Annotated in this window: 18 protein-coding genes; 9 read left to right on the top strand and 9 right to left on the bottom strand. The window is 43.1% G+C overall.

Annotated elements, in window-relative coordinates; translation table 11 throughout:
• Positions 1-3 precede the first annotated feature (3 nt).
• The 3 genes from J8M01_RS13795 to J8M01_RS13785 form a co-directional block, all read right to left on the bottom strand.
• On the bottom strand, positions 4-213 hold the full coding sequence (locus J8M01_RS13795) for a HipA N-terminal domain-containing protein (RefSeq protein ID WP_348772761.1): 210 nt from the start codon (positions 211-213) through the stop codon (positions 4-6).
• Positions 214-282: 69 nt separating this feature from the next.
• On the bottom strand, positions 283-573 hold the full coding sequence (locus J8M01_RS13790; protein WP_210996864.1) for a helix-turn-helix transcriptional regulator: 291 nt from the start codon (positions 571-573) through the stop codon (positions 283-285).
• A gap of 378 nt (positions 574-951) precedes the next feature.
• Positions 952-1,812: a YicC/YloC family endoribonuclease gene (locus J8M01_RS13785; RefSeq protein ID WP_211058387.1), complete on the bottom strand. Its 861-nt coding sequence runs from the start codon at positions 1,810-1,812 to the stop codon at positions 952-954.
• Between the two features lie 169 nt (positions 1,813-1,981).
• On the opposite strand from J8M01_RS13785, the gene rph reads away from it, so the two are divergent.
• The 7 genes from rph to J8M01_RS13750 all read left to right on the top strand — a co-directional run bounded on the left by rph (position 1,982) and on the right by J8M01_RS13750 (position 8,143).
• Positions 1,982-2,695, top strand: coding sequence for a ribonuclease PH (gene rph / locus J8M01_RS13780; RefSeq protein WP_010363685.1), 714 nt, complete (start codon positions 1,982-1,984; stop codon positions 2,693-2,695).
• A 44-nt stretch (positions 2,696-2,739) separates the two neighbouring features.
• A complete protein-coding gene (pyrE, locus tag J8M01_RS13775; protein ID WP_211058386.1) occupies positions 2,740-3,384 on the top strand; it encodes an orotate phosphoribosyltransferase in 645 nt (214 codons plus the stop codon).
• Between the two features lie 367 nt (positions 3,385-3,751).
• The gene (mpl, locus tag J8M01_RS13770) at positions 3,752-5,134 is read left to right on the top strand and encodes a UDP-N-acetylmuramate:L-alanyl-gamma-D-glutamyl-meso-diaminopimelate ligase (protein WP_211058385.1); all 1,383 of its coding nucleotides are present in this window, start codon (positions 3,752-3,754) and stop codon (positions 5,132-5,134) included.
• Positions 5,135-5,162: 28 nt separating this feature from the next.
• Positions 5,163-5,786, top strand: a complete 624-nt coding sequence (locus J8M01_RS13765; protein ID WP_211058384.1) for a flavin prenyltransferase UbiX — start codon at positions 5,163-5,165, stop codon at positions 5,784-5,786.
• 1 nt (position 5,787) lies between these two features.
• The gene (locus J8M01_RS13760; RefSeq protein WP_192506075.1) at positions 5,788-6,708 is read left to right on the top strand and encodes an ABC transporter ATP-binding protein; all 921 of its coding nucleotides are present in this window, start codon (positions 5,788-5,790) and stop codon (positions 6,706-6,708) included.
• Positions 6,709-6,710: 2 nt separating this feature from the next.
• Positions 6,711-7,478, top strand: a complete 768-nt coding sequence (locus J8M01_RS13755; protein ID WP_211058431.1) for an ABC transporter permease — start codon at positions 6,711-6,713, stop codon at positions 7,476-7,478.
• The gene (locus tag J8M01_RS13750) at positions 7,478-8,143 is read left to right on the top strand and encodes an SAM-dependent methyltransferase (protein ID WP_192505986.1); all 666 of its coding nucleotides are present in this window, start codon (positions 7,478-7,480) and stop codon (positions 8,141-8,143) included. Before J8M01_RS13755 ends, J8M01_RS13750 begins: the two co-directional genes overlap by 1 nt.
• Here J8M01_RS13750 and J8M01_RS13745 read toward each other — a convergent pair.
• Positions 8,140-10,005: a GGDEF domain-containing protein gene (locus J8M01_RS13745; protein WP_211058383.1), complete on the bottom strand. Its 1,866-nt coding sequence runs from the start codon at positions 10,003-10,005 to the stop codon at positions 8,140-8,142. The two genes, J8M01_RS13750 and J8M01_RS13745, sit on opposite strands and share 4 nt — an antisense overlap.
• Positions 10,006-10,307: 302 nt before the next feature.
• Between J8M01_RS13745 and panP the strand changes: the two genes are divergently transcribed.
• Both panP and J8M01_RS13735 read left to right on the top strand, forming a co-directional pair.
• Positions 10,308-11,933, top strand: coding sequence for a pyridoxal-dependent aspartate 1-decarboxylase PanP (panP, locus tag J8M01_RS13740; protein ID WP_211058382.1), 1,626 nt, complete (start codon positions 10,308-10,310; stop codon positions 11,931-11,933).
• Positions 11,934-12,134: 201 nt separating this feature from the next.
• Complete coding sequence (locus J8M01_RS13735; RefSeq protein WP_211058381.1) at positions 12,135-13,175, top strand: sensor domain-containing diguanylate cyclase; 1,041 nt, start codon at positions 12,135-12,137, stop codon at positions 13,173-13,175.
• Between the two features lie 27 nt (positions 13,176-13,202).
• Here J8M01_RS13735 and J8M01_RS24365 read toward each other — a convergent pair whose 3' ends face one another.
• The 5 genes from J8M01_RS24365 to J8M01_RS13710 form a co-directional block, all read right to left on the bottom strand.
• Positions 13,203-14,369: a GGDEF domain-containing protein gene (locus J8M01_RS24365; RefSeq protein ID WP_211058380.1), complete on the bottom strand. Its 1,167-nt coding sequence runs from the start codon at positions 14,367-14,369 to the stop codon at positions 13,203-13,205.
• Positions 14,370-14,431: 62 nt separating this feature from the next.
• The gene (locus J8M01_RS13725; RefSeq protein WP_211058379.1) at positions 14,432-15,448 is read right to left on the bottom strand and encodes a tetratricopeptide repeat protein; all 1,017 of its coding nucleotides are present in this window, start codon (positions 15,446-15,448) and stop codon (positions 14,432-14,434) included.
• A 121-nt stretch (positions 15,449-15,569) separates the two neighbouring features.
• Positions 15,570-15,938, bottom strand: coding sequence for an SgcJ/EcaC family oxidoreductase (locus J8M01_RS13720; RefSeq protein ID WP_211058378.1), 369 nt, complete (start codon positions 15,936-15,938; stop codon positions 15,570-15,572).
• 12 nt (positions 15,939-15,950) lie between these two features.
• Entirely contained in the window at positions 15,951-16,862 is a 912-nt protein-coding gene (gene folE2, locus J8M01_RS13715) for a GTP cyclohydrolase FolE2 (RefSeq protein WP_211058377.1), read from the bottom strand.
• Positions 16,849-18,177 carry a dihydroorotase gene (locus J8M01_RS13710; protein WP_211058376.1) on the bottom strand — a complete coding sequence of 443 codons (1,329 nt, stop codon included), beginning with the start codon at positions 18,175-18,177 and terminating at the stop codon, positions 16,849-16,851. The genes folE2 and J8M01_RS13710 overlap by 14 nt, the downstream gene beginning before the upstream one ends.
• Between the last annotated feature and the right edge of the window lie 9 nt (positions 18,178-18,186).

Below are 18,186 nucleotides of genomic sequence, written 5' to 3'. Positions count from 1 at the left end.
GGTTTATTTAAAGGTACTGTTACAGGCCCCCCCAGCTTCTTCGGCCAGCAGTAAACAAGCTTCTCCTTCTGGTAAGGCATTATCAAGGAAACTGTATGCAACAGAGTTATCGTGATTATTATCAAGCGTTAAGCTTGGTGATATGGGGAAACCGTTTTGCTGCCACACTTTATTGTATTCTAATTTAAGCAAGCCTGTTTCTTTGTTCAATATGAGTGAACCGATTAATCAATCTGAAAATTTTGTGTTTAGGCTGTAGGCATCTAATTTATTATCCATGTGTTAAACCCATTCGTTATCTGCTAAAGAGTGAGAGCTAGGAGTTAATAGCTCTTTTGTCGTGAGTTTGATCCCTAACCCTTGTAAGACTGAAAATACTGCGGATAAAGTGCAATTAGCATTGCCGTTTTCAATACGTGATAGGGTATTTATGCCAATTCCACATAGCGCTGCGCAGTCTGCCAGCTTCATATTCAACTTTGTTCGTTTTGCTTTGATCAGCTTACCAAGTATTGCTGCATCTTCTATGTATACAGAGCTGGGCATGTCTGACACTTTAACGCGATTAGCCATATTGAAAATACTCAATTATTCACCATTAATAGTGATTATATTCGTGGTTCTAATATAAGCAATAAAAATTCACCATTATTAGTGAATAAAACAAGTAGTCGTTAGAACGGGAAGTATATTCATCACTATTGGTGAATATATGTTGTACTGCGAGTGATTCAAAAAACATTCACTGGTAGTGGTGAATTTAGGTTCATACTGTATAGCCAAGTCACTGAATCCAAAAGGTCAATCAAAAGGCTCAGAGTTCTGATTTATAAGCCCGAACTTTCATTTTTACTGTTTCATACTTAAATTAACCAAAATAACTCAGACGCTAAAAACAAAAAAGCCCAGTATGACTGGGCTATATCGGGTGATTCTGAATTGATTTAGAGGTTACTCAATATTTTGGATCTGCTCACGCATTTGTTCAATTAATACTTTCAATTCAACCGCTGCGCTGGTGATGTCGGTGTTAATTGATTTTGAGGCAAGGGTGTTTGACTCGCGGTTAAACTCTTGCATCATAAAATCTAAACGACGGCCGCATGCGCCGCCTTTTTTAATGATTTTGTGGGTTTCTTTTACATGTGACTTTAAGCGGTCGAGTTCTTCGGCCACATCTTGCTTTTGAGCTAAGTAAATAAGCTCTTGCTCAAGGCGGTTTTCGTCAATGTCGGCTTTTAAGTCTTCTAGCTTGGCATTGAGCTTTTCACGTTGCCATTTGGCGATTTCTGGCATGTGCGTTTCTACAATAGCCACTTGTTCTAAAATTCCGTCTAGGCGGGTGGTGATCATGGTTTCAAGGTTATCGCCTTCGCTGCCACGTGCGGCTTTAAACTCTTCAATGAGTTCGTTAAAGCCTGCAAGTAGGGCTTTATTCACGGTGTCTAGGTCAACTTCTTGTGCTTCCATGACACCTGGCCAGCGTAAAATGTCTACTGGATTGATGTCGCCTTGGCTTTGCTGTTGCACCCACTTTGCACTGTTTATGAGCTGCTCAGCTAAGGTTTCATTAATTGATAGCTCACCCACGTGTGCTGGGTTGGCAGTAAACTTTAAATACACTTCAACTTTACCGCGCTGTAAGTGTTTACGTAGGCGCTCGCGTATTACCGGCTCCATACCGCGAAATTGTTCAGGTGCGCGGATAAAGGTTTCTAGGTAACGCTGATTTACTGAGCGGATTTCCCAAACTCCTGTGCCCCAATCACCTTTAACTTCTCGGCGTGCGTAGGCGGTCATACTATGGATCATGTAAAGTTCCTAATCTATTAACAAAATTTCCAGCAGGTATTATAGCTTAATAAAAAATCAACGCAGCAAGCAATTTTCACTCAATGTCGTTGTTTTGTCGATTTCTACATGGCATCGTAAAGGCTGACCCATTATAATGACTGAAATTTTGAATATTAGGGGAACGTGGATGCGTCCAAGTGAAAGAACAGCAAACCAGATCAGACCGGTAACATTTACACGTAACTACACAATACATGCTGAAGGTGCTGTATTAGTTGAGTTTGGTAATACAAAAGTACTTTGTACTGCAACCGTTGAAGCCGGTGTGCCGCGCTTTATGAAAGGTCAGGGCAAAGGTTGGATCACCGCTGAATATGGTATGTTGCCACGTTCTACGCATACTCGTAACAACCGTGAAGCGGCCCGTGGTAAGCAAGGCGGTCGTACTATGGAAATTCAACGTTTAATCGCACGTGCACTGCGCGCGGCGGTTGACTTAAAAGCCCTAGGTGAAAATACCATTACTATCGACTGTGATGTATTGCAAGCGGATGGCGGTACGCGTACTGCATCAATCAGTGGTGCATGTGTTGCGTTGGTTGATGCACTGACGCACATGCGTGCGAAAGGCATGATCAACAACAACCCACTTAAATTTATGATTGCAGCGATTTCTGTTGGTGTTTACAACGGTCAAGCAATCTCAGATTTAGAATACCTAGAAGACTCAGAAGCTGAAACTGACATGAACGTGATCATGACCGAAACCGGCAAGCTGATTGAAGTGCAAGGCACGGCTGAAGGTGAACCTTTCTCATTTGAAGAACTAGATGAGCTATTAGGGCTGGCTAAGCATTCAATTCGCGAAATTATCGACCTGCAAAAGAAAGCATTAGCATAATCGGTTGTTGTTCAAGTTTAGTTATCAGTTAAGTAGGTAAGAATATGAAAGCATATCAAAAAGAGTTTATTGAATTTGCCCTTGAAAAGCAGGTGCTTAAGTTTGGTGAGTTCACCCTGAAATCAGGCCGTACTAGCCCGTATTTTTTTAATGCGGGGTTATTTAATACCGGTCGTGATTTAGCACGTTTAGGTCGCTTTTATGCCGCCGCGCTTGAAGATGCAGGTATTGAATATGACTTACTGTTTGGCCCTGCGTATAAAGGCATTCCAATAGCAACTACCACGGCGGTGGCATTGTCTGATCACTATGACAAAGACGTACCGTATTGCTTTAACCGTAAAGAGAAAAAGCAACATGGTGAAGGCGGTTCATTAGTGGGCTCGCCTTTGGAAGGGCGCATTATGCTGGTTGATGATGTGATCACTGCTGGCACGGCTATCCGTGAGTCAATGGAAATCATTGCCGCAGCGGGTGCTGACTTATCAGGGGTGTTAATTGCGCTTGACCGTCAAGAAAAAGGCAAAGCCGAGTTATCAGCGATTCAAGAAGTTGAGCGTGATTTTGGTACTCAGGTAGTATCAATTGTAAAACTGGCTGACTTAATTGTGTATCTTGAAGAGCAAGGTAGCATGAGTGAGCATCTTGATGCGGTAAAAGCATATAGAGATCAATACGGCGTAGCATAACCGCTGTTTGCGTGAACTGCCAAGCTTAAGTTAAACACGCAAATTAAAAGTTTACACTGAAAAATGCCAGTCTCTGACTGGCATTTTTTTATGGTTTTTTATCATAAAAAATTGTTGAAGCAGGTGGTGGGCGCAAGCTTTTATAGAAAGCATTTATAGCAACTACTTATAAAAAGCGCTCAGAGAAATCGCAATACACAGCAATAAATACCGGTACTCATCACTAATTCAGCCAGAGTGAGCTATTCTTGCCGTTTTTGCACAGCTGTTTTGCAGTTAGGTTTATGGTTTGTTGACCAGAAATTTGGCATAGTAAGCACCTTGCTGAACAGGGCAGCGTAAATCTTTACATAAGGCACACATTTTCATGGTCTCAACGCTAAATAATAACAAGCATATTTATATTTTGGGCATTTGTGGCACGTTTATGGGGGGCATTGCCGCCATTGCGCAATCGCTTGGTTATAAAGTGACAGGTTCTGATCAAAATGTGTATCCACCTATGAGTACACAGCTTGAAGCACTTGGCATTGAACTCACCCAAGGATACGACGTTGCACAGTTAAACCCCGTCCCCGATGTGGTAGTAATTGGCAACGCCATGAGCCGAGGTAACCCTTGTGTTGAGCACGTGCTTGAAAAAAACATTCCGTATACCTCAGGCCCAGAATGGTTAAAGCATCATTTGCTGCAAGACAGTTGGGTATTAGCCGTTGCAGGGACCCATGGTAAAACCACCACCGCCAGCATGTTGGCGTGGGTATTGGAGTACGCGGGTTTGCGCCCCGGTTTTTTAATCGGTGGTATAGTGCAAAACTTTGGGGTGTCGGCACGGGTCAGTGATACACCGTTCTTCGTGATTGAAGCCGATGAATACGATACCGCCTTTTTTGATAAGCGCAGCAAATTTGTGCATTACTTGCCCCGCACGCTGATCATGAACAATTTAGAGTTTGATCATGCAGATATTTTTGCTGACTTAAACGCCATTCAAACTCAGTTTCACCATTTGTTAAGAACGTTACCCGCCCAAGGTAAAGCCATTTACCCAGCAGACGATACTGCACTGGTTGAAGTGGTAAAGCGGGGGTTTTGGAGTGAGCAGGAAACTTTAAACGGCGATTGGTCGTATAACTTGCTCGAAGCAGATGGCTCACAGTTTGAAGTGTGCTTAAACGGCCAAGTTGAGGGGCAGGTGGTATGGCAAGCAATTGGTGAGCATAACGTAAAAAATGCCATGATGGCCATTGCTGCGGCGCGCCATGTGGGCATTCCTGTTGGCGTAACGATTGACGCGTTAAGTGAGTTTATTTCACCAAAACGCCGTATGGAGTTGCTAGGGGAAGTGAATGGCATCAGTGTGTATGACGATTTTGCGCATCATCCAACCGCGATTAAAACCACGCTGGCAGGGTTAAAAGCCAAAGTGGGTAACGCCCCCGTGGTAGCCATTTTAGAACCGCGTTCAAACACCATGACAATGGGGGTGCATCAACACACTTTATTGGCATCGCTGAGTGAAGCCGATGAAGCCTATTTGTTTGAGCCTGATAATTTGGGGTGGTCGCTGCGAGAAGAAGCCAGCAAAGCTGGGCGTCAGTGCTTTTCGAGTATTGATGAAATCATTCAGCAAGTGTGCGCGCATGCCCAAGCAGGGCAACATATTTTAATTATGAGTAATGGTGGCTTTGGTGGGTTACATCAAAAATTACTTAGCGCGCTCAAAACAACGCGTGTCTTGTCACAATAGTGCGGTTTAATTAATAAGGGTAAATGTCGTGAATAGTTTTAAACCTGCGATTACGCTGGCGTTTAGTGGTGCATCAGGTGCGCCTTATGGGTTGCGATTACTAGATGTATTAGTGGCCATGAATTACCAAGTGTTTGTACTTATTTCCAGTGCTGCACGCGTTGTGCTTGATACTGAGTCAAATGTAAAACTCTCAGGCAATGAGCAAAAAGCCACAGAGCAACTAACGGCCATGTTTAATGCCCAACCTGAACAAATTAAGGTGTTTGGCAAAGACAATTGGTTTAGCCCTGTTGCCTCGGGTTCTGCAGCGCCTAAAAAGATGGTGGTGTGCCCGTGTAGTGCTGGAGCTGTTTCAGCCATTGCCATGGGCGCCTCCGACAATTTATTAGAGCGTGCTGCCGATGTGGTGATTAAAGAACGTGGGCTGCTCATTTTAGTACCCAGAGAAACACCATTTAGCTCAATTCACTTAGAAAACATGCTGAAGCTGAGCCAGTTAGGCGTCACAATTATGCCTGCGGCGCCCGGTTTTTATCATCAGCCAGAGACCATTAATGATTTGGTTGATTTTATGGTGGCACGCATTTTAGATCACCTCAATATAGAGCATACCCTGACCAAGCGGTGGGGTTATGGAGAACAAAAATAACATGACGGTTGCATTAGATATAAAAGGCTTGAAAAAAGTCTATAAAAATGGCGTTGAAGCGGTAAAAGGCATCGACCTACAGGTAGAGCAAGGAGACTTTTTTGCCTTGCTCGGGCCAAATGGCGCGGGTAAATCAACCACCATCGGGGTAATTGCTTCATTGGTGAATAAAACCGCCGGTGATGTTCAGGTGTTTGGGCATTCTATTGATACCGCCCTTGAAGATGCGAAGGCTGAGCTGGGGTTAGTACCGCAGGAGTTTAACTTTAGCCAATTTGAAACCTTAAGCCAGATTTTGGTCAATCAAGCTGGTTACTATGGTGTACCAAGACAAGAAGCCCATAAACGTGCTGATAAATATTTAGCACAATTGGGGCTACTGGAGAAAAAAGACAAACAGGCACGTACGTTATCGGGTGGCATGAAGCGTCGTTTAATGATCGCCCGCGCTTTGATGCATGAGCCAAAGTTACTTATTTTAGATGAGCCCACCGCGGGGGTTGATATTGAATTACGCCGTTCTATGTGGACCTTCTTACGTGAAATAAACGAGCAAGGAGTGACCATTATTTTGACCACGCACTACCTTGAAGAAGCTGAACTGCTGTGTAAAAACATTGCCATTATTGATCAAGGGGTGATTGTCGAGAACACCACGATTAAGGCACTGCTGGCGAAGTTAGACAAAGAAACCTTTGTGCTGGATTTAAAAATGCCAGTACAGCCAGTAGACATTGACGGGTATGCATTTAACTTAACTGACGAGCACACGCTGGAGGTGGAAGTTAGAAAATCACAAAGCCTTAATGAGGTGTTTGCGCAGCTCAGTGCACAAGGCAACACGGTATTAAGTATGCGTAATAAAGCAAACCGATTAGAAGAGTTATTTGTTGGGTTATTAGAGCAAGGGCGCGCGTCATGAGCATTACTCGCTACGGGGTAGCATTAAAAAGTATTTGGATTAAAGAATGTATACGATTTTTGCGTATTTGGGTGCAAACATTGGTGCCACCAGCCATCACAATGACGCTCTATTTTGTTATTTTTGGTAGCTTAATTGGCTCTCGTATTGGTGAAATGGGGGGCTTTAGTTATATGGAGTTTATTGTTCCAGGCTTAATCATGATGTCGGTGATCACCAACTCCTATTCGAATGTGGCGTCGAGTTTCTATTCGACGAAATTTCAAAAAAGCATTGAAGAGCTATTGGTTGCGCCCGTGCCAAACTACATAATTGTACTGGGTTATATGGGCGGTGGTATGGCACGTGGCATACTGGTGGGCTTCATTGTGACCTTGGTATCACTCTTTTTTGTGGATATTCAAATACATAATATTGGCGTGATCGTTGCGACGGTAGTACTGACGTCTGCGGTGTTTGCCCTCGGAGGGTTAATTAATGCGGTATTTGCTAACAGTTTTGACGACATTAGTATTATTCCTACTTTCATTCTGACACCTTTAACGTATTTAGGTGGGGTGTTTTATTCGATCACGCTGTTACCGGAGTTTTGGCAAGGCGTTTCACAAGCGAATCCCATTATTTATATGGTTAATGCGTTTAGATTTGGCTTTTTAGGGGTATCAGATGTCAACATTTACGTGGCATTTACGGTATTATTGGCATTTATTACTGGGTTATTTATCTTGGCGCTTACTTTAATTCGCCGAGGAGTAGGACTACGTCACTGATGACAGAAGCAAATTCGAGAAGTATTGTCTCAAACCAGCCTAGCTTACATGAAAAGCTAGATGAGATTGTAAATAAACACCTAACGGCTGAGTTTAAAAAGCCCATTGCGGCACATACTCAAAAAGCGTTTGATGAAGTTAATGAGCGTGTTCAGGCTTTTACTGGCGGCATTGTTTTAGACTCATGTTGTGGCGTCGGAGAAAGTACCGCTAATTTGGCGAAACTGCATCCAGATGCATTAATTATTGGCATCGATAAGTCGGCACATCGGTTAGACAAACATGATGTTGAATATAAGCAAACGGAGTCAGGACAGTATATTTTGGTGCGAGCCGACTTGAATGATTTTTGGCGTTTGGCTGTGGCGGCCAATTGGCAGCCAACCCATCATTACTTGCTTTACCCAAACCCATGGCCAAAAGCAAAGCACATTGGCCGTCGTTGGCATGGTGCTGGGGTATTCCCTTTTATTGTTAAACTGGGTGGTCGGCTTGAAGTGCGCAGTAATTGGGATATTTACGTTAAAGAGTTTGCGCGTGCTTTACAATTATCAGGGCATCCGACTGCTGTCGAGCCTTATAGTAGTGACCAAGCCATTACCCCCTTTGAACGTAAATACTGGATGAGTGGTCAGTCGAGCACGCGATTAGTCATAAACCTTTAGTGAGTTAGATTACGTGAGTCTGTTTTGATGTGAGGAGTCGCTTTGCCAATATAGCGACCCTGCATCATACTCACACCCGCATCAATAAAACGCTGAAACTGTGTTTCATCTTGCACGGCCCCCACAATCAATCTTATATCTCGGTCACTACATAGCTTGGCCAAGTGAGAAATGAATTCAAACACTTGATCATCTCTGTGCATATGCGCCGAAATACTTTCATCGAGCTTGATGGCATCGATATTGAGTTTCATAACTCGGCTGACGGTTAATAACCCGCTACTTACATCATTAATTAATATTTTCACCCCTTTACTTTTGAGGCCATTAATACAGGTTGCCATTGAATTGAAGTTATTGAGCACTGCCTGCTCATCAAATTCAAAGGTCACCAGCGCAGGTTGCGGGTAACGCCTTAATTCTTGATTAATAAAGTCAATCAGTTGTGGGTCACTTGCATCTTGATAGCTGAGCTTTAAGCTCCATGCTGTATTGGTTTTTCTGAAGCGAGTGACACATTGCGTCAAAATGTTGTGGGTCATTTTGCCTTCCATACGCGAGCGTGTTACAACTTTTTGATACATATCGGCATTGAGAATTGCACCTTGCTCGTTGATAACACGTGCTGTACAAATGTGTTGCGTAATTTGATTTTTTTGTACGTCAAATCGCGGTGTAAAGTAAGCGACAATACGGTTGTGTTCAAAGGCATTTTGTAAGGTATTGGCCATTGCCAGATGACTCGCTTGTTGCTGTTTCGCCTCTTGGTTGTTGGTGGTGTACATACAGACGGTTTTATTTTGTTGTTTGGCTTGGCGACATGCCACATAGGCGTTGTCTAGCAATAAAGCTTTATTACCTGAGGCGATACCTGCACACAATTGAATATATAGGTGTGGGCTATTTATGACAGGATGCGAGCTTGGAAACTCTCTGATCAAATTATTCAGGTAATGCTCTCCTTTATCGGTGTCGCACATGATCACTAATTTAGAGGTGGCAAGACGGTATACCGGATAAGGATAAGTAAACTCGCTAAAATGGCGCATGACCCGTTGAATGACTTGGTCGCCAATACTCGCCCCATAAAAGCTAATGATATCTTCTAACTCACTAACCCACACAATCGCTAGACTCAGGTGCTGGTTTTGGTTTTTAGCCAAATCACGCTCTAAAGCGATGCGATTAGCAAAGCCCGTTCGGGTATCGGAGGTCATGGCTTTACGATAAAGCAACAAGTAGAGCCCAGCGACGAGCAAAGAAATAAAGAAAAAGAAACTGGCGGTGAGCGTTGCCTTTGCCACGCTTGATCTTAATTGACGTTGCACGTTGTCAATGGTGATATCTGCACCGGCTAAGTAAATTGTGCCGTCTGCGCTCACAAACGGCACTAAAATGGTTTTAAAGTAGCCCCACTGGTCTTCAGAGACTTCAAAAACAGGTTCTGTTGAGCGAAATGCCCCTTTATTAATAACGGTGGCTTCTAAATAAGGGTCTAAGAATTGGGTGACACGACCATTTTCTAAATCTTCTTTGGTGAAGCTGGACGATGTAAAGCGCACATATGGCGAGTCGTAGATCATGGTGTAGACATATTCAACACCGAGCGCTTCGCTAAGTTCGGTTAACTTGGCACTGAGTGATTGAAATTGATATTGCTCAATGTTTTCTAATTGGTTATGGAAATCATTACCGACAATAAGTTGTGCGCTTTTAGCCGCATATAATAGGCGCGTATCAATATCATCCATAATGGCTTGGCGTGTTGTATGGTAGGTATACCCAACATAAGCCGCAAGGCTTGCAATAAAGGTAGAGAACCCAATAAATAGCCAAACAACGAGAGAGGTCCTTCTGAGCATATAATTCCCTTTTTAATCCTGTCCCTTAATTTTAAACTTAGAAGCTAAAGCAATGCAAAGGATTGATAGCACATATTGATATTATTTTTACTATTTATAAACTTAAATATACATGTAAATTTCAATAAAGTGTCGTTATATTTGAATGATAATGTCACTAATCATTTAGGTATTTCGCGACTTTTCAGCGTTCAAAGCGAGACAAACCTAGCAACTTGAAGTAAAGTTAGCCATTTCGTCATAACAAACTTACGGGCATTGTGGTAAACGCAATAGATCTGTAGGGGTAATTAGGTAGCAAGATGGGTCCAAAGCGTTGTGCTGTCGCTTCTGAAGAAAGTTTGATGCGTATTTTTACGGTGCCAGAAGCGCCAGATTCGACTCTGAGTAAGATAGAGTTAGAAATCTCTAATAATTTAGCCGGGTTCTTAAATGAGAACATCGCGGCTATTGAGAAGCCTTTACATGAAATAGAAAAGGACTTTCAGGATGCTGTGATCCCTGAAGAGCCAATGTTTGTGTCTGACTATGCGCAGGACATTATGGAGCAGTTGGTTGCCCATTCAGTGCACACTGCCGCACCGAGCTTTATCGGGCATATGACCTCAGCGCTTCCTCATTTTGTGCTTCCACTGTCGAAATTGATGGTAGGTTTAAATCAAAACCTCGTAAAAATCGAAACGTCTAAAGCATTCACCCCATTAGAGCGCCAAGTTTTAGGCATGATGCATCACTTAGCCTATGGTAACGAGGCCAGTTTTTATGATAAATGGATGCACAGCGCGAAAACATCATTGGGCGCGTTTTGCTCTGGTGGCACCATTGCCAACATTACCGCGCTGTGGATTGCACGAAATCGTTTGCTCAAAGCCGATGGCGAGTTTAAAGGCATTGCCGCACAAGGTGTGTTAGCAGGCATGCTGCATTACGGTTATAAAGGGTTAGCAGTGTTGGTGTCAGAGCGTGGCCATTACTCATTGGGTAAAGCCGCTGACATTTTGGGGTTAGGGCGAGATAATTTTATTGGCATTCCAACCCGAGATAACAACAAAGTTGACGTCGAAAAAATGCGTGAAAAAGCGTTGGAACTGCAAGCCAAAGGCATTAAGGTATTAGCCTTAGTGGGTGTGGCAGGCACAACGGAGACTGGCAATATTGATCCGTTGAATGAGATGGCAGATCTCAGTACGGAACTGGGATGCTATTTTCATGTCGATGCCGCTTGGGGCGGAGCAACCTTGTTGTCAGACAATAACCGTCATTTACTCACTGGTATTGAACGCGCTGATTCAATTACCATTGATGCACACAAGCAAATGTATGTGCCAATGGGGGCTGGGCTGGTGTTATTTAAAGACCCAGCCGCCGCGGATGTAATAGAGCATCATGCTGAATATATTCTACGTAAAGGCTCAAAAGATTTAGGCAGTCATACATTAGAAGGTAGTCGTCCAGGAATGGCGATGCTGGTACATGCCTGTATGCGTGTGATTGGCCGTAAAGGCTATGAAATGTTGATTGATAAAGGCATCGACAAAGCGGGTTACTTTGCCGAGTTGATAAAAAATGACCCTGACTTTGAACTTATTTCTGAACCCGAGTTGTGCTTATTAACGTATCGGTATGTGCCCACCCAAATAAAGCGCGCCATTGCACAAGCGGATGAAGCTGAGCGCATTGAAATATATGCAGCGTTAAACCGCTTTACTGCGAGTATGCAAAAGCGCCAGCGTGAAACGGGTCGTTCATTTGTTTCACGTACTCGGTTGACACCACCACAATATGATAATCAACCGACGGTGGTTTTCAGAGTGGTGTTGGCAAATCCATTAACGTCTAAAACAATTTTGAAAGAGATTCTAGCCGAACAAAAAACTTTGGCGCAAACAGATCCCATCTTTAAAAAGTACTTGGCAAAGTACCTGTAGTATTTAGGTATTTTCTCACAATCTAATCTAAGCCAAACCAGCGGATGGTTAGATTGTGCTTAACCCCCCGAAAAGCACACAATAATACGTAAATATACCTTCCATGAATAAAATAGTTCCTACTTTCTTGAATTATTGCGTATGCTTAGTAGAGGTATAAAAAGTGTTTGTTGTGTGTATTCTTAGTGGCTTTGGTGTCTTATGCTCAATGATTTAAGTGAAGTAACGCAACGTTTGAGACGTGTATGTTCTCAAGAAGTTGACGTTTCAGGTAGTTATCAAGCATTTTTACAGGATATTATTGACGAAGGACGAACAACACTTGCGGTTAGCAGGGTCTCTGTTTGGCTGTTTGACGATCATACTCAACCTTGCTTTTTACTCAATGTTGCCAATACCGATTGGTCAAGTAATGTGGATCAAACAGATTATGCAAAATTGAGTTATGAGCGTTACCCTGCTTATTTTGATGCGTTAATGACAGGTGAATCTATTGCCGCCCATGACGCTGAAACAGACGCTCGTACCGCTGAATTCACAGATGAGTATTTACGCCCTAATGGCATAACAACCATGTTGGATACCGTTATTTTTAAAAATGGTGTGCCCCATGGCATTGTTTGCTGTGAAGGCGATGGAGGGCCCCGGCAGTGGCAAATGGCCGAAGTGTCTTATGCGGAAATAATTGCGGATTGTTGTAGCCGTAGGATATTGGTGAGTGAGTTGTGGGCGTTACAACAACAACTGACAGACTTGGCATTTCAAGATGCGCTGACAGGACTAAAAAATCGCCGCTACTTGATGGATTATGCTGATAGAGAAATTAGCCGCCATACGCGAGCGGAATTGCCCTTAAGTATGGTGATGGTTGATATTGACCATTTCAAAGCAATTAATGACACCTACGGGCATGAGGTGGGTGACATTGTATTACAGGCTTTCGCGTCGTGTTGTAAACAAGTACTCAGAACCGAAGACTGCTTATGTCGGCTCGGTGGTGAAGAGTTTATTGCTATTTTACCTCACACCAATGCAGATAATGCGTATCATGTTGCTGAGCGTTTACGTATCGCTCTATCACAGGAGCAAATTCGTTATGGCCCTGAGAAAATCATGATTTCCGTCAGTTGTGGGGTGACGCAAGTCAATTTACAACTGCCTTTTAGTCAATCACTAAAACAGGCCGATCACGCGGTTTATCAAGCCAAAGCTGAAGGGCGAAACCGTGTTGTAAGAGGCTAAATTCACTATATTGCGTTAAAAAGCACATTACTCATTGTAGAGAATAGTTTTGTCTTTGCCGGTTTCTTTGGCAGTATAAAGTGCTTTATCCGCTCGTGCTTGAATCGCATCAAAGCGTTCATTATTCTTTTGATTAATCGCAATACCGATACTGAGTGTGACGCTTTCATGCATGAGTGCTGGGTGCTGCGTACATTTTTCAGTGAAGACCTGACGAATACGCTCAGCGACTTCTAAAGCATGATGCGTATGCATGGCATAAGTCAGTACACAAAACTCTTCTCCTCCCCATCTGGCAACCGCATCACTTTCGCGAATGATGTCTGACAGTGTTTTGCCAGCCAGCTCTAAAACTGTATCACCAACGAGGTGGCCGTGTGAGTCGTTTAACAGTTTGAAATTATCAATATCAAGCATAAAAACATGTATGTTGCTGTGCTGGCGTGCACCAATGGTAAGCAGCGGCTTTATTGCGTAGTAAAAACCACGTCGATTGTATAGACCTGTGAGTGGGTCGTGGTGAGCTGCTTTGTCTAATTCAGCGATAAAGCGGCTGGTACTGAGCAGCATTAAAATCGGTGCTCCGACCATAATGCCAACTAAGGCACCTAACCAAGTAATAACAGCCACGGTACCTGTTTGTTTACCGATAAGAGGCAGCTCACCAAGCGCGCCATTGGTGGTATAAATGATGGTGGCAATGACTTCAATGAGCACAAGCGATGCTGCCACGCGCGAAATGGTTTTTTCGTAGCGATTATTGTTAGCATAGCGCCATAAGCAATACGCAAAGCTTGTTCGGACTACGATCAGCCAGATACCAATGGTTACGAGGCGCACATCGCGTATCGGCATAACAAAGGTAAACACAACGGTGGATGCAAAAATGGTTATAAAGAGCAGGGAAATAGTACGAGGGGGTAAAGGTTTATTCATAAATTGCCAAGTGCCCGCCAGTAACCAAGTGTGACCAGCAATCAACATGGTGTTATAAGTAAAACCCCTAATGGGGTTCCACTCAGATGAAACAAAAACATTAATTGCGTAGGCAATCGCTAAACAGCTATAACCCAGCGCCCACATTCTGGCTCCCAGAGCTGAGTCGCTCATTTTTCCAATGGCAGCGATCATAACGGCACCAATGAGTGCGGCGAGCGTTAATGCAAACATCAACGTAATATCGTGAAACTCCACTTTTTTAGTCACCTTGTGATTATTTTTATCTGTATCTTATTTTCAGTTGCTTTACTTACTCTCTACCAAGTGCATGATTTGACTGTGTCAAACCAAGGTGCAGTGAATACTTTGTTGGGCACCTTAGCCGGTAAAGTCACACTTAAATTTAACCGTGACGCTAAGTGTTGTTTTATTAATGCTTTGAGGCCTCGACTTTCTAGTTGGTAAAACTGTGAAATGAGTTGCTCTTTAGTAGCTTGGTTGATTTTTTCACCTTGCTCAAATTTATAAGTGCTATTTACCCAAAATAAGTAAATTCTTTTCGGTTTATCGGGTAGTTCATTAACGAGCTGCACGATAGGTTCATACAGGCGTTGATAGTTTACAAATTGTTTTTGCAGTAAGAAAACAAAGAGTAAATTGATGCCAGAATTGATATGTCCCGGTTTTTTTCCTTGTAGCTGATGCCCGGCCAATGCAAGCCTAAAATAGGCATTAGCCTGCTCAAGGTTGCCGTTATCTAACGCAAGCACCCCCAAATTATTGGTGATTGTTGCTACAGCGCTTTTTTTGTCTAACTTTTTAGCAATATCCAGTGCCTCTAAATAGAGTGTTTTAGCTCTGCGATAGTGCTCTTGCCGACGCGCAATAATGGCGGAACTGATTGTTAACCCGATTCTCTGAACAGAAGATGAAGGTTGCTTGAGTGCACAATGAAAAGTGAGTTCGGCCTCTTTAAAATACGAAGACTTTCGCAGCCAAATTCCCACCATTCTCAAAATAGCGACGCGCTTTTTTAAAAAGAAAGGGCGTGTAGGGTGTGAAAGCAAGTATTCTATTGATGCACCCGCACGTGCCAGTTGATTGGTGTTAGTGGATGCTCGCGTGTTGATCATATGCCAAAGAATTTGTTGTGGTTGGGTCAACTGGGCAAGATCAAGGTTCGCGTCTAATATATGTAACGTTTGTATTGGGTCAGACGATAGAAAGTATTTTGCTTGTTGCAGCAAATATTCATTCTCAGCTTTTTGGTCACTCGGTGCAGCGGTACATAACTCACAGACGAAAAGGGTGAAAAGAATAAAGGTTTTGTACAATGAAATGTACCCAGTATTAAACAGCGTTATTCAAGTATAGGTTAGCTTGGGATGACACACCAATTAGGGGGCAGGAATAAGAGAAGAGCCTATTCCTGAAGGGGGGGGCGGCGTATTTATCTTATTGTTCAGGCATTTGTGAAGAGTGGTGCTCTACAATAAGCCACTGTGTCTTAATTTTTTGATATACAAAAGTAAACCGTGCTTGTACTTGTCGGTTCTGGTTTAACTGAATATGGTAAATTCCTGAATGAATGGCAATATTGGTATAAGTACGAACATTACTTTCCACTAGATGAGCTTTGGGCTCATTCTTTAAAAATAGAATGAAGTAATCTTTAAACTCTTGTGGGTTGTGGCGCACCAGATCAGAAATAGTGGGCAGTAAAACCGCGTCGTGAGCGTATAACTCAGTAACGCGTTTTGGGTCGCCGCTTTGTAAGGCTTGGTTCCATTGTTCAAATAAGATAAGGACCAGTTCAGAGGCCATATTGCTTCCTATTCAATAGTATTTTTGTTCATAAGCGACGGCGTTGTGCGCATGTAAGCTTTCTTGATGCTCTACTTTAAATTGGTAGTCTTTGACAAAGTCCATGCTTTCTAAGTTTGCTTTTAAACGCCGAGCAGCATCTTCACAAAACATCAAATTTTTGGCATTGAGCCTAGCGAACTCTTGTTCATCTTCACGTTTGACAGCGGTTTGTACTGGAGTGCCTATGACTTCTTCAAATTGAAAAATGAATTTATCTAATGGGTTCCATTGCGCTTGACTGTTGTGCTCTAAATGTAAATGCAGATATGCGTAAGAGCGCTGACTATGAGGTGTTGCAATGGAACCGTGCTCTGATTGTAGCCACTTTAACAGCTGAGCTTTATCAATGTGTGATTGGGTAAATTGCTTATCAATGGCTTGGGCACTAAGTTGGCGCGATAACGATGCCGAGCAAGGGCAAGTGCTTGAATAAGGTATTGTCAGTTTTAGCTCGTAATGAATGCGGCCTTGTTCATTACTGGCGATTAAGCTAATTGGGTAACGCTGAGAACCAGATTCTTGGCTTAATAATGCTGGTTTGTTCAGTGTGATATCAAAGTCTAGCTGTAATTTGGCACAGTCGCTGAGCCCGGCTTGCGATGCAACAGCAAGCCGAAGCAAGGTAGTGATATTGGTTTGATCACATTCTTCAGCACTGAGCTGATTGAGTAATCGATATAGCCGAGACATATGAATGCCTTTGGCTTGAGTGTTAACTAAATTAACAAATATATGGCCTTGCGCACTGGGTTTTTGTGTACCTTGCGCCAAAGTTAAATTCAGTGGCACAGCGATATTTTCCATACCCACCCATTGTAATGGCAGGTTTTTATGGCGGGTATTTTGGCTTTGTATATCTGGGAGTGGATTATTGTTTTTCAAAGGTTAATCTCCGTGCGCTAAGCGGTTGTTCTATTATTTCTTTGCCATTGAATACCAGCTGACCATTCACCCATGTGCTGACAATACTGGCGCTAAATTGATGAGCCATATAGGGAGACCAACCACAGTGATAGAGTATGCTTTCTGGTGTGACCCTATATTGCTCAGTTGTATCAACTAACACTAAATCTGCATAGTAGCCTTCGCGAATATAGCCACGGTCTTTAATGTTGTAGCGAATAGCGGGGTTGTGTGCTGTTTTTTCTACCACTTGCTCTAGGGTCATCACTTGGCGATGAACTTGGTCTAATAAGCTGAGTAAGGCATGTTGCACCAATGGCAAACCGGCTGGCGCGCTTGGGTAAGGTACTTGCTTTTCTTCCCACGTATGTGGTGCGTGGTCGGTTGCGATGATATCGATACGGCCATCTTGTAGTGCACTAAGAAGTGCTTGTCGGTCTGATTCTTTTTTGATTGCTGGGTTACATTTTATTTGATTGCCAAGACGTGCATAGTCGAGCTCTGAAAACCATAAGTGATGTACACATGCTTCAGCTGTAATTTTTTTAGTGTGAATAGCGCCTGGAGTAAACAAACTCAGCTCTTTTGCTGTTGTGATGTGCAATACATGTAATTGGCTATCAAATCGTTTCGCAAGATTAACTGCATAGGATGAAGAGGCGAAGCAGGCTTCGTCATCGCGAATAATCGGGTGATCTTGAATAACGATGTCTCGATTTAGGTTATCCAGTTTGGCTTGATTCTGTGCTATTACGGGGCCGTTTTCACAGTGCGTGACAATTAAGGTCGGCGCTTCACGAAAAATACCTTCTAATGCCGTGGTATTTTCAACTAATAAATTACCTGTTGATGCCCCCATAAAGACCTTTACGCCACAATGTGTGCTTGAGTCTAAGCGCTTTATTTGTTCTAAATTATGTTCAGTAGCCCCCAGATAAAAAGAATAGTTCCCGATACTGCTACGCGCAGCAATATCAAATTTGGCTTCGAGTGCCTCAATGCTGGTGGTCGCAGGCGTAACGTTAGGCATTTCCATAAAACTGGTTATACCGCCTGCCACCGCAGCACGTGACTCACTTGCGATAGTCCCTTTGTGTGTTAGACCTGGTTCACGAAAGTGCACTTGATCATCGATCATGCCGGGCAGCAGGTATTTACCTTTCGCATCTAATACAGGCTCGTTGGCCTTTGGCGTAATTGAAAAGGCGATTTTCTCGATATGCTCGCCGACAATACGCACATCGCTACTGACTATTTGCCCTTCATTGACGAGCTTTGCATTTTTAATAAGCATTATAATTCC

The sequence above is a fragment of the Pseudoalteromonas sp. MMG005 genome (genome assembly GCF_018101015.1).
GTDB classification, from domain to species: domain Bacteria; phylum Pseudomonadota; class Gammaproteobacteria; order Enterobacterales; family Alteromonadaceae; genus Pseudoalteromonas; species Pseudoalteromonas aurantia.
The sequence above is the reverse complement of the archived record's forward strand: the minus strand, read 5'-3'. Positions and strand labels throughout refer to the sequence as shown.

Bases quoted from the DNA above. Each gene is read 5' to 3' on its own strand.
- J8M01_RS13790 (WP_210996864.1), bottom strand. From the start codon at position 573: ATGGCTAATCGCGTTAAAGTGTCAGACATGCCCAGCTCTGTATACATA.
- J8M01_RS13785 (WP_211058387.1), bottom strand. From the start codon at position 1,812: ATGATCCATAGTATGACCGCCTACGCACGCCGAGAAGTTAAAGGTGAT.
- rph (WP_010363685.1), top strand. From the start codon at position 1,982: ATGCGTCCAAGTGAAAGAACAGCAAACCAGATCAGACCGGTAACATTT.
- pyrE (WP_211058386.1), top strand. From the start codon at position 2,740: ATGAAAGCATATCAAAAAGAGTTTATTGAATTTGCCCTTGAAAAGCAG.
- mpl (WP_211058385.1), top strand. From the start codon at position 3,752: ATGGTCTCAACGCTAAATAATAACAAGCATATTTATATTTTGGGCATT.
- J8M01_RS13760 (WP_192506075.1), top strand. From the start codon at position 5,788: ATGACGGTTGCATTAGATATAAAAGGCTTGAAAAAAGTCTATAAAAAT.
- J8M01_RS13750 (WP_192505986.1), top strand. From the start codon at position 7,478: ATGACAGAAGCAAATTCGAGAAGTATTGTCTCAAACCAGCCTAGCTTA.
- J8M01_RS13745 (WP_211058383.1), bottom strand. From the start codon at position 10,005: ATGCTCAGAAGGACCTCTCTCGTTGTTTGGCTATTTATTGGGTTCTCT.
- panP (WP_211058382.1), top strand. From the start codon at position 10,308: ATGGGTCCAAAGCGTTGTGCTGTCGCTTCTGAAGAAAGTTTGATGCGT.
- J8M01_RS13735 (WP_211058381.1), top strand. From the start codon at position 12,135: ATGCTCAATGATTTAAGTGAAGTAACGCAACGTTTGAGACGTGTATGT.
- J8M01_RS13720 (WP_211058378.1), bottom strand. From the start codon at position 15,938: ATGGCCTCTGAACTGGTCCTTATCTTATTTGAACAATGGAACCAAGCC.
- J8M01_RS13710 (WP_211058376.1), bottom strand. From the start codon at position 18,177: ATGCTTATTAAAAATGCAAAGCTCGTCAATGAAGGGCAAATAGTCAGT.